Source organism: Pseudomonadota bacterium (assembly GCA_026388215.1).
In the GTDB taxonomy this organism is placed as follows: Bacteria; Desulfobacterota; Syntrophorhabdia; order Syntrophorhabdales; family Syntrophorhabdaceae; genus JAPLKF01.
On sequence record JAPLKF010000027.1, the window covers coordinates 1 to 9,648 of the forward strand.

At 41.8% G+C, this 9,648-nt stretch carries 10 protein-coding genes; 4 read left to right on the top strand and 6 right to left on the bottom strand.

Annotated elements, in window-relative coordinates; translation table 11 throughout:
• From NTU69_02065 to NTU69_02085, 5 genes are all read right to left on the bottom strand, one after another.
• Window positions 1-666: response regulator (locus NTU69_02065; GenBank protein ID MCX5802313.1), on the bottom strand; the 666-nt coding region annotated here is incomplete at its 3' end.
• Between the two features lie 81 nt (window positions 667-747).
• Window positions 748-2,310 carry an ATP-binding protein gene (locus tag NTU69_02070; protein MCX5802314.1) on the bottom strand — a complete coding sequence of 521 codons (1,563 nt, stop codon included), beginning with the start codon at window positions 2,308-2,310 and terminating at the stop codon, window positions 748-750.
• Window positions 2,300-2,599, bottom strand: coding sequence for a hypothetical protein (locus NTU69_02075; GenBank protein MCX5802315.1), 300 nt, complete (start codon window positions 2,597-2,599; stop codon window positions 2,300-2,302). Before NTU69_02075 ends, NTU69_02070 begins: the two co-directional genes overlap by 11 nt.
• A gap of 140 nt (window positions 2,600-2,739) precedes the next feature.
• Window positions 2,740-3,129, bottom strand: a complete 390-nt coding sequence (locus tag NTU69_02080; protein MCX5802316.1) for a glycine zipper domain-containing protein — start codon at window positions 3,127-3,129, stop codon at window positions 2,740-2,742.
• Window positions 3,130-3,190: 61 nt separating this feature from the next.
• Window positions 3,191-3,685: a Spy/CpxP family protein refolding chaperone gene (locus tag NTU69_02085; GenBank protein ID MCX5802317.1), complete on the bottom strand. Its 495-nt coding sequence runs from the start codon at window positions 3,683-3,685 to the stop codon at window positions 3,191-3,193.
• Between the two features lie 280 nt (window positions 3,686-3,965).
• Between NTU69_02085 and NTU69_02090 the strand changes: the two genes are divergently transcribed.
• From NTU69_02090 to xseA, 4 genes are all read left to right on the top strand, one after another.
• The gene (locus NTU69_02090; protein ID MCX5802318.1) at window positions 3,966-4,739 is read left to right on the top strand and encodes a sulfide-dependent adenosine diphosphate thiazole synthase; all 774 of its coding nucleotides are present in this window, start codon (window positions 3,966-3,968) and stop codon (window positions 4,737-4,739) included.
• Complete coding sequence (locus NTU69_02095; protein MCX5802319.1) at window positions 4,736-6,061, top strand: PfkB family carbohydrate kinase; 1,326 nt, start codon at window positions 4,736-4,738, stop codon at window positions 6,059-6,061. The genes NTU69_02090 and NTU69_02095 overlap by 4 nt, the downstream gene beginning before the upstream one ends.
• The gene (gene thiC / locus NTU69_02100) at window positions 6,058-7,341 is read left to right on the top strand and encodes a phosphomethylpyrimidine synthase ThiC (protein MCX5802320.1); all 1,284 of its coding nucleotides are present in this window, start codon (window positions 6,058-6,060) and stop codon (window positions 7,339-7,341) included. Before NTU69_02095 ends, thiC begins: the two co-directional genes overlap by 4 nt.
• A 78-nt stretch (window positions 7,342-7,419) precedes the next feature.
• Window positions 7,420-8,634, top strand: coding sequence for an exodeoxyribonuclease VII large subunit (gene xseA / locus NTU69_02105; GenBank protein MCX5802321.1), 1,215 nt, complete (start codon window positions 7,420-7,422; stop codon window positions 8,632-8,634).
• Window positions 8,635-8,779: 145 nt separating this feature from the next.
• Here xseA and NTU69_02110 read toward each other — a convergent pair.
• Window positions 8,780-9,648 (bottom strand): hypothetical protein (locus tag NTU69_02110; protein ID MCX5802322.1); only part of this gene is annotated, 869 nt, incomplete at its 5' end.

A 9,648-nucleotide genomic window follows, 5' to 3' on the forward strand; every position in this document is an offset into this window, starting at 1 on the left:
TGTAAAGGCGCCCCTTTCATACCCGAATAGTTCACTTTCAAGGAGGGTCTCAGGTATTGCCGCGCAATTTACCTTTACAAGGGGCTGGTTTTTCCTCTCGCTCGACTCATGGATGAGATTTACCACAACCTCTTTACCCACACCACTTTCGCCCTGAATAATACAGGTAGAGTCTGTCTTCGCTATCCTCACAATAAGGCTTGCGACCTCTTGCATCTTTTCACTTGAATAGATAAACGCCTCGCTTTTAAATCTATCCTTCAATGTCTCCTTTAATACCCTGTTTTCATGGATTAGATGCTTTTTTTCCTCTATCTTTTTTATCTTAAAAAGAAGGTCGTCGATATCTATAGGTTTTGTTAAATACTCGGATGCCCCTGCCTTTAGTGCATCCACCGCATTTTCTATACTTCCGAAGGCTGTGATCATGATTACCTCGACCTCAGGATTAATTTCCTTTAACCTTTTGAGTAACGTAAGCCCGTCAATATCGGGAAGTTTGTAGTCAAGGAGCACAATCTCAAGGGTCTCTTCTTTAAATATCTTTGTTGCTGCATCTCCGTCCCCTGCTTCTTTTGTTTTGTAGCCTTCCTTTTTTAAAAGCCCCCCGAGAAGGGACCTCTGTGCGTCTTCATCTTCGACAATCAATATACTTGCTTTATCCATATGAATATCCTTTCCCAACATTTAGTGGCATGAAATAACCAATAACCAAGCTACAAATTCCAAACTTTTGGTTATTCATCTTCATTCAAGACCTACGCTGGTTGCTGGCAGGCTGATAACAAGTGTTGTGCCCTTCCCTTCCTCACTTATAGCCTTTATTTCGCCGCCATGGTCTTTTATTATCATATAAGAGATCGGGAGACCCAATCCTATCCCTTTATCCTTTGTTGTATAATAGTATTCAAATATATTATGAAGCTCCTCTTTTTTGATGCCAGTCCCTGAGTCTTTAATGTAAATATTGATGTTCTTCCCTTTATGTTCTGATGATATCTCTACAACCCCATTATCTTCTATTGCCTCTATACTGTTCAGGATAATATTATGAAAGGTCTGCTTAACCCTTTCCTTCTGAGCATGTATATACATATCTTTATCTATTTTGTTTATTATAGCAATCTTTTTGGAGCTTGCCTTTTCTTTCAGGATGGTAGTTACCTCCTCAATTATAGTATAAAGGTTTTCATTAAGAAATGGGACATGGGCCTTAGTAGAAAGAAGAAACTCCTCCACAATCCTGTCAACCCTTGTGAGTTCACCTTTCATTATATCAATAAATTTGTAATACTCCTCCTTTTCCTTTTCCGGTATAAATTCCCTCTTTAATCTTTGCACCGACATGCTAATGGCATTGAGAGGGTTTCTTATCTCGTGAGCCATGCCTGAGGCAAGCTTGCCAAGAGAGACAAGTCTTTCCTTCATTGCCAATTCTTTCTCCATTTCTTTCATCTTCTTTCCATGTCTTCTTTCCAGAAGAAATATTACATAAGTGCTTAGTGCACCTGAGATGATTAAAAAGAGGAGTATGGATATAAGGCTAAGGGTGGTTCTTTTCACAATGTCATTTGCAAGCTCTTTTGATATAAGGATTTCAACTGTATATTTTGGGAGGAATCGTGAATTAAGAGGTTTAGATAATGTAAAAAGGTCCCCCTTTTTTTCATCGAAGGTTATATAGGGGACACCTTTCTCGTCGTATATCCTTATACCGGCAATGTTGAAGCCCTTCTCTTCCCTTTCCAGTATTTCCTTTATAATGAATTTTTTTCTGAGCATTTCCAGTTCATTGTCGTCTAAGCTGAAAAAAACAATACGCTCATTTACCCTGATACCCATAAGGAGTGATTTATTGTGATTAGTAGGCATTTTTATCAGCGTCTTCTGTTTTCCTGATTTCAGGGTATGAATGTATGAAGATGATACCTTCAGTACCCCTTTTTTCATTATCGTCTTACCATCTTTGTCTATCACCATGAGGTTTGTGACCGGCAGCCTTTCTACCTCCTTATCTGAGATGTTGTGAAAGAGCGCATACAGTTCTTCTACTATCGCCTCATCGTATACCATTATATTCAGGAAGTTTGGCGTGATTATGGTGGGGGATTTCTCGATAAGGCTCAGGTATTCAAGGTTTATTTCTATTTCTCTCTTAATATGTTTAAAAAGTATCTCCCCTTCACTTTTTAACAGTGTTTCAATGTTGTTTTTTATAATTCTGATCTGAAAATATCCGGTTATTGTGATGAGTAGAAAGAATATGGCGAACAACAGGGAAGGGAAAAGAAAGGGCCTTTTATCTTCCATACCTTCTTTGACGGAAAGGACGGTTTATTTTTTGTCTCTCAGTATCGCAGAAACTGTTATATCTTTCCTTCTGCTTATTATTTAAGGTTCTGGACACTTCCCCACTGTATTGGTTGTAGAGATTTTCTCTTGAACGTTCTATTGTTTCTATCTCGTTTTGAAGTCTTCCAATCTTTTCACTGTTATTCGATGGGGACCTCGAGAGCTCCTTGAGTTCCAGCCTTTTTCTGATGGATTCCCTTTTTAAAGAATGCCATTCATTGATATATTTGTTTTTTATCTCCCCCATCCTCATTTTTTGTGAATCTGTGAGATTGAGCCCCCTCTCAAACTCCGAATAGGAGTCTTGTGAATAAAGAGGGGGCACAAAGAGAAGGAAAAGGAGGAGGATATATAGGGGGAAATATTTCATTAGTAATTACCAGTAGCTCAATTTGGATTTACCGGTACCCATACCTTGTGAGATGGAACCCATTTGCCGCCAATCCATTCTCCCGGAACCTGAATCCATTCTCCCGGAGGATTTTCATTTACACCTCCTTCAGGAGATACATAGGCTGTTCTTGGTCTTTGTGCTGATTCTATCTTCTGGTTTGTTACATCCTGGTCTACTGCGTTTCCAGCAATTGCGCCTGCGAGTGCTCCGCCGGCAAGGCCTATTAATGTACCTGCAGTATTATGACCAATTACCTGACCTGCAATTGCACCAAGGCCTGCACCAATAGCTGCACCCTTCTGGGTATTGTAACCCGTAGATGCACATGAAAAGGTTAAAAGCCCTATTCCCAGGGCTAACATAATTAAAAACATCTTTTTCATATTCCTGCCTCCTTTTGGGTTTTAAAGAAGGGCTGTGCGTCAGCCCTTCTTTTACCATTTTCTAAAGTCCACGTGGTCCGAATCCTCTTCCGCCAAAGCCTTTTCCGCCAAGTCCGCAGGGTCCAAGTCCTCTTCCACCGTATGTTTCGCTCAATGTCTTAAGCTGTTCGGGTGTTAAGATCTTTCTCTGTTCAAGCTTTAGCTGCGCCATCTTATCGAACAGTTTCTGTTGTAAGGAGTTGAGTTCCTTTTGTTTTGCAAGGATTGTTGCCTCATCTGCCTTTGGGTCTGCGTAGAGTGTTCTTAGCTCGAACCTTTTCTGGAAAAGCTCGTATCTCAGCGCCTGCGTGTCATTATGAAACTTCTCTTTAATCTGCCACATCTTATCTGCCTGTTCCTTCGAGAGGTTCAGATTTGCCCCTGGGCCCATCGGCCCGCCAAAGCCATGCCCCGGGCCACCAAACGCTACATGACCACCTCTCGGTCCGAATGCAAATACTGTAGTGGCAAGCGCTACTAAAAGCACTACCAACATACTTACATACCATCTCTTCATGTTAACCTCCTGAAAATTTTTTTTCAAACTGTTTGTTTAAAAAGCAATAACCATGCCAAAAACTGGCATATTGTAACTACATGTAATTATTGGGAATAAAAATAGACGACCAATTAGCGCCTGCCCTTAGAAGTAAAAAATGTCGAATATTTCAGCCTATTTCGACAATTACGTCGAATATATTTCCTGCATCCAACCATCTTAAGCTTTCTATCAAATTCTGTAACATATCAGCCGTAAAATATGATATATTCTTGAAAATTTTTAAAAGGGTGGACAGATGATAGACGAAAGGATTGTAACAAAGGCAATTGTTGAGAGTTATACAAAAAAGCTTCTTTCCTCTTTGGAACTTGATGTGGCAATTTGCGGTGCAGGACCGGCAGGCATTGTTGCCGGATATTACCTCGCCAAAGCCGGGCTGAAGGTTGCTTTATTCGAGAGAAAGCTTTCTATCGGTGGAGGTATGTGGGGCGGGGGCATGATGTTTAACGAAATAGTTGTCCAGGAAGAGGCAAAGGCGTTGCTGGATGAACTTGATATCAATGCAAGGCTTTATACGGAAGGGTATTATGTTGCAGATGCGATCGAATGTGTCTCGGGGATATCCATAAAGGCAATCAAGGCAGGTCTTAAGATATTCAACCTTGTAAGCGTTGAGGACCTTATTGTAAGGGAAAATAAGGTTACAGGTATCGTGATAAACTGGACTGCAGTGGAGATGGCATCCTTACATGTTGACCCTTTAACCATAGCATCAAGATTTGTTGTTGATTCCACAGGCCATTCGGTAGAAGTAGTGAAGGTCCTGGAGAGAAAGATGAATGTGAAGCTTTTTACGCCGTCGGGAAAGATAGAGGGAGAAAAATCAATGTGGGCAAATGTTGCAGAAACAACTACCCTTGAAAATACAAAAGAGGTATTTCCGGGTCTTTATGTTGCAGGTATGAGTGCGAACGCCACCTTTGGCTCCTATAGAATGGGTCCTATATTCGGGGGGATGCTTTTGTCCGGTAAAAAGGTAGCGGACCTTATCATTAAAAGATGTACATGAAAAAAATCCTCACCATTGCAGGTCATGACCCTTCATCCGGGGCAGGGATAACAAGGGACCTGGATATATACTTTTCTCTTGGCATCCATGGGATTTCAGTTCCTACATGCATCGTTCTTCAGGGCCCGAAGGGGGTTAAAGACATATATCCGATACCCAGGGAGCATTTTTCTGAGATGCTCAAGATGGCAGGGAAGGAATTACATATAGATGGGGTGAAGATCGGTGTGGTATGGGATGTACCTTACATAGATGAGATTTCAGCATTTTTGAGAAAAAAAAGGATACCGGTTGTTGTAGACCCGATGATTACGTCAAAGAATGGGAAAAGACTGGTTACCGATAAAGGTCTGAAACAGTTGATTAAGCTACTTTTCCCCATGGCAGATATTATTACCCCTAATGTTGAGGAGGCTTCCATTATCACCGGGAATAAGGTGAAGAATCTAAAAGATATGAAGCGTTGTGCGAGGGTCATGTGTGATATGGGTCCTAAGGCCGTGGTCGTAAAGGGGGGACACCTTAAGGGGGAACCCGTAGACCTTCTTTTTGACGGCAAGGAGATTACGGTATGGGAGAAAAAGAGGATTGAGAGAGAGGTTCACGGAACAGGCTGTATATTCTCTTCACTCCTGATATCCTTTCTTGTCCATGGTTACCCTGTAAAAGAGGCATTTCTTGCATCAGAGGGGGTCATGGAAGATATGCTGAAGGGGAGTTACAGGATAGATAAGGAAGGGTATTTCTATGCATCATCCGGTATTTTAAGTAGTGGATATGCCGATAGGTGGAAGGTTTTACACACAATGAAGGAGGCCCGGAAACGCTTATATGAGCTTAATGTCGTTGAGCTTATCCCCGAGGTCCAGATGAATATAGGCTATGCTGTAGAAGGTGCAAATGGCATCGAAGATGTGGCGGCATTTCCTGGTAGAATCGGTCAATATGATGGGAAGATATATGTGAAGGGTGAGCCTCAATTTGGTGCGTCATCCCATGTGGCGAGGTTAATCCTCACCTTTATGAAGTATTATCCTCATGTAAGGTCATGTGTAGATATAAGGTATGACAGGGCCATTATAAAGAAGGCCAGGGGAAAGGGCATGGATGTAGTATTTTTTGATAGAAGGAAAGAGCCGAAGAAGATAAAAGGGGCAGAGGGTAAAAGCCTCGATTTTTTGGTAGAAAAGGTTTTAAAAAGGGTAAATACCCCGCCGGATATAATCTATGATGTGGGCGATGTCGGTAAGGAACCTATTATAAGGCTTTTTGCTAAAGACCCTCTAAAGCTCATAAAAAAGATGGAGATGATAATACCATGAATAATAAATTGATAGAAGCGCGCAAGGGGAAGATTACAAAGGCTATGGAGCGTATTGCAAAGGATGAGGGGATAGAAAAGAATCTGTTGTGCAAACTCATAGCTGAAGGTAAGGCAGTAATCCTTGCAAACAACAGGCATAAGGCATTTACCCCAAAAGGCGTAGGAAAGGAATTGAGCGTAAAGGTGAATGCGAATATAGGAACTTCCCCTGAAAGGGTGGATATAAAAATAGAAATAGAGAAGTTGAAGATGGCAACCAAGGCTGGTGCCGATACGGTGATGGATTTAAGCACAGGCGGAGACCTTAATGAGATAAGAAAGGTTATTATAGCGAATGCCGGGATACCGGTAGGTACGGTTCCCATCTATCAGGCGGCAGTGGAGGCTGTGAAGAAGAGAAAGACAATAACGAAGATGGTGCCGGATGAAATCTTTGAGGTGATAGAAAAACATGGCATGGATGGTGTTGATTTTATTACAGTCCACTGCGGGGTAACACAGAGGTCCCTCGAAAGGCTGAAAAAGCAGGGAAGGATTACTGATATTGTGAGCAGGGGCGGGGCATTCCTTGCAGAATGGATGATTGTAAATAAAAAAGAAAACCCCCTTTATGAAGGGTACGATAGGCTCTTAAGGATTGCAAAAAGATATGATATGACGTTAAGCCTCGGGGATGGGCTAAGACCGGGAAGTATTGCCGATGCCACCGACAGGGCACAGGTTGAGGAACTTATCATCCTCGGGGAACTCTGTAAAGAGGCAATTAAAAGTGGTGTGCAGGTGATGATAGAAGGCCCGGGCCATGTGCCTATAAATCTGATTGAGGCAAATATTGTGCTGCAGAAAAAGCTATGTAACGAGGCACCTTTTTATGTTCTGGGACCTATAGTGACAGATATAGCGCCTGGCTATGATCATATTACTTCAGCCATCGGAGGGGCCATTGCAGGATATTATGGTGCGGATTTTCTGTGTTATGTGACACCCTCTGAGCACCTCGGGCTTCCAACACCGAAGGATGTGTGGGATGGTGTTATGGTGACAAAAATTGCAGCCCATGCGGCTGATATTGCGAGGGGCAATCAAAAGGCATTAAGGCTTGACCAGGCAATGTCAACATACAGAAAGGCACTTAACTGGGAAGGCCAGATAAAGTGCGCAATAGACCCTGACAAGATAAAGAATTTCAGAAAGGAACGAAACCTCCATGATGATGTCTGCAGCATGTGCGGTGAGTACTGTGCTATGAAGATAGTAAAAGACTATTTTAAGAAATAATACTACATACGTCTATCTGGTCTATCTCGTCTATCTTGTTCAAGACCGAAGAGACTGAATTGACACAATAGACAAAAAATGAAATCAAGCCCATCACAATGGCAGATCATGATTTACACGGTATCTGAGCTTACAGCACAGATAAAAAAATCAATCAACAGCCAGTTTCAGGATGTACTTGTAGAGGGTGAGGTTTCAAACATGAAACTGTATCCTTCAGGCCACCTCTATTTTACATTAAAGGATGACTTTGCAATGATAAACGCTGTGGTGTTCAATTATTACGGAAAATATCCGGAAGATATGATGAAGGATGGCATTGCTGTCATTTGTAAGGGAAGGGTGGATGTGTATGAAAGAAGGGGCCAATACCAGCTTTTAGTTGATGAGATAGAGGTGAAGGGGTTAGGGCTTTTACAGCTGAAGTTCCAGATGTTAAAGGAAAAATTATTTAAGGAAGGGATCTTTGACGTAAGTAGAAAAAAGACAATACCACTTTTGCCGGAGAGGATTGGTATTATCACTTCACCTGTAGGTGCGGCAATAAGGGACATGTTGAAGATTATATCCGGGAAATTTGAGAATATGTCTGTAACCATATACCCTGTAAAGGTTCAGGGGGATGAGGCATGTTATGAAATCGTTGAGGCGATAACCCATTTCAATAAAACAAAGGATGTGGATGTAATTATAATTGGAAGGGGCGGGGGTTCATTTGAAGACCTTGCCCCCTTCAATGAGGAGATTGTGGCAAGGGCAATATATGACTCGGAGGTGTCGATTGTTTCCGGTATTGGTCATGAGATAGATTTTACCATAGCCGATTTTGTGGCAGATGTGAGGGCGCCAACACCGACTGCGGCGGCAGACCTTGTGGTGAAGGATAAAAGGGAATTGCTCGATATAATTGTAAATATGAAGAATGCCCTAAGACAGAACATGAAAGGCAGGTTAGAGAAGGCAAGGTTTTCCCTCTACCAGGGGGCCATGGAGCTGAAAGAGAGAAAGGATTTTATCGTCACATACAGGATGTATCTGGATGAGATACTGAATAACCTGACACATGGTTTTACATTATACTTCAGGGACAAGAAAGGACAGATAGAGACCCTGACACAGAGGATAAAAGACCTGAGCCCTGATAACATCTTAAAAAGGGGTTATAGCATAACGGTCAAAAGGGATACGAAAGAGGTTGTGGTAAGTACATCTCAGGTGGTGAAAGGGGAAGACCTTCTCGTGAAACTCCATAAAGGGGAACTCGGGGTTTCAGTGCAGGAGAAACATTCGTAGTCTATCCTGTCTGTTCAGTCTGTTCCGTCTTTCTTGTCGTGACTAAATAGACCAGATAGACCAGAGAGACGAGATAGACCAAAAAGACAAAAAGCTGTTCCACAAAATCTCTTCCAGCTTTCTGCGCTATGCTTTATACTATCAGCTATGAGCCGTTGGCTATTATGAAACGAGAATCCTTTATGTTTATGTTGCCATATTGGTTTTTGTGGCGGAGGAAGTGGATAGAATCGAGGTCAATGTAATCGAATATGCCTGTACCTGAGGCACAATAGATGCCTGCGGATGCACCTACCATTGTTTCTATCATGGACCCTATCATCAGGGTGAGTTTATGTTTTTTTGCATATTCCAGAATCTTGAAGGATTCACCGATACCGCTTTTCGCAATCTTTATGTTCACTCCATCGCATAGGTTATTATCAATGGCACGCTGCAAATCCTTAACTGTGAACACAGTCTCGTCAAGGATAATCGGGATGGGTGAATATTTTTTTATCTTCCTTAATCCTTTGTAATCATTTTTTGGCAAAGGCTGTTCGAAAAGCTGGATTCTATAACCTTCCTTTTCTATGTAATTGATAATCTGTGAAAATGTTTTTTCTGTGTATCCCTGATTGCCATCAAGGCGGAGGGTAAATGTTGTGAGATTGTCTTTCAGCATACGGTATACATGAGATAGTAATCGCTTATCCTCCTCCACATTGCCGCTCACTTTGAGCTTATAGATGTGAAATCCTTTGCGTAATGCGTATCGCATCCATCTTGAGATTAGCTCTGCATCAGGGATGAATGGTATTGTAATGTCTGTCTTTAACCTTTTTGTACAACCTCCCCAGTAATTATGTTCTGAAACCTTTTTATTACTTAAGAGCGCCCTGAATAGTGCTACTTCAAGCCCTGATATGGTCATTGGATAATGGGCATATTTTCTGCGAAGACGTTCAATTGTATTTTCATATTTATCTATGGGTGTATCTATGAGTCCTGGTGAAACTTCATGTAATATACCCC

Excerpts from the sequence above, each read along its gene's own strand:
- NTU69_02090 (MCX5802318.1), top strand. The coding sequence starts at position 3,966 with ATGATAGACGAAAGGATTGTAACAAAGGCAATTGTTGAGAGTTATACA.
- NTU69_02095 (MCX5802319.1), top strand. The coding sequence starts at position 4,736 with ATGAAAAAAATCCTCACCATTGCAGGTCATGACCCTTCATCCGGGGCA.
- NTU69_02075 (MCX5802315.1), bottom strand. The coding sequence starts at position 2,599 with ATGGGGGAGATAAAAAACAAATATATCAATGAATGGCATTCTTTAAAA.
- NTU69_02080 (MCX5802316.1), bottom strand. The coding sequence starts at position 3,129 with ATGAAAAAGATGTTTTTAATTATGTTAGCCCTGGGAATAGGGCTTTTA.
- NTU69_02085 (MCX5802317.1), bottom strand. The coding sequence starts at position 3,685 with ATGAAGAGATGGTATGTAAGTATGTTGGTAGTGCTTTTAGTAGCGCTT.
- NTU69_02070 (MCX5802314.1), bottom strand. The coding sequence starts at position 2,310 with ATGGAAGATAAAAGGCCCTTTCTTTTCCCTTCCCTGTTGTTCGCCATA.
- xseA (MCX5802321.1), top strand. The coding sequence starts at position 7,420 with ATGAAATCAAGCCCATCACAATGGCAGATCATGATTTACACGGTATCT.
- thiC (MCX5802320.1), top strand. The coding sequence starts at position 6,058 with ATGAATAATAAATTGATAGAAGCGCGCAAGGGGAAGATTACAAAGGCT.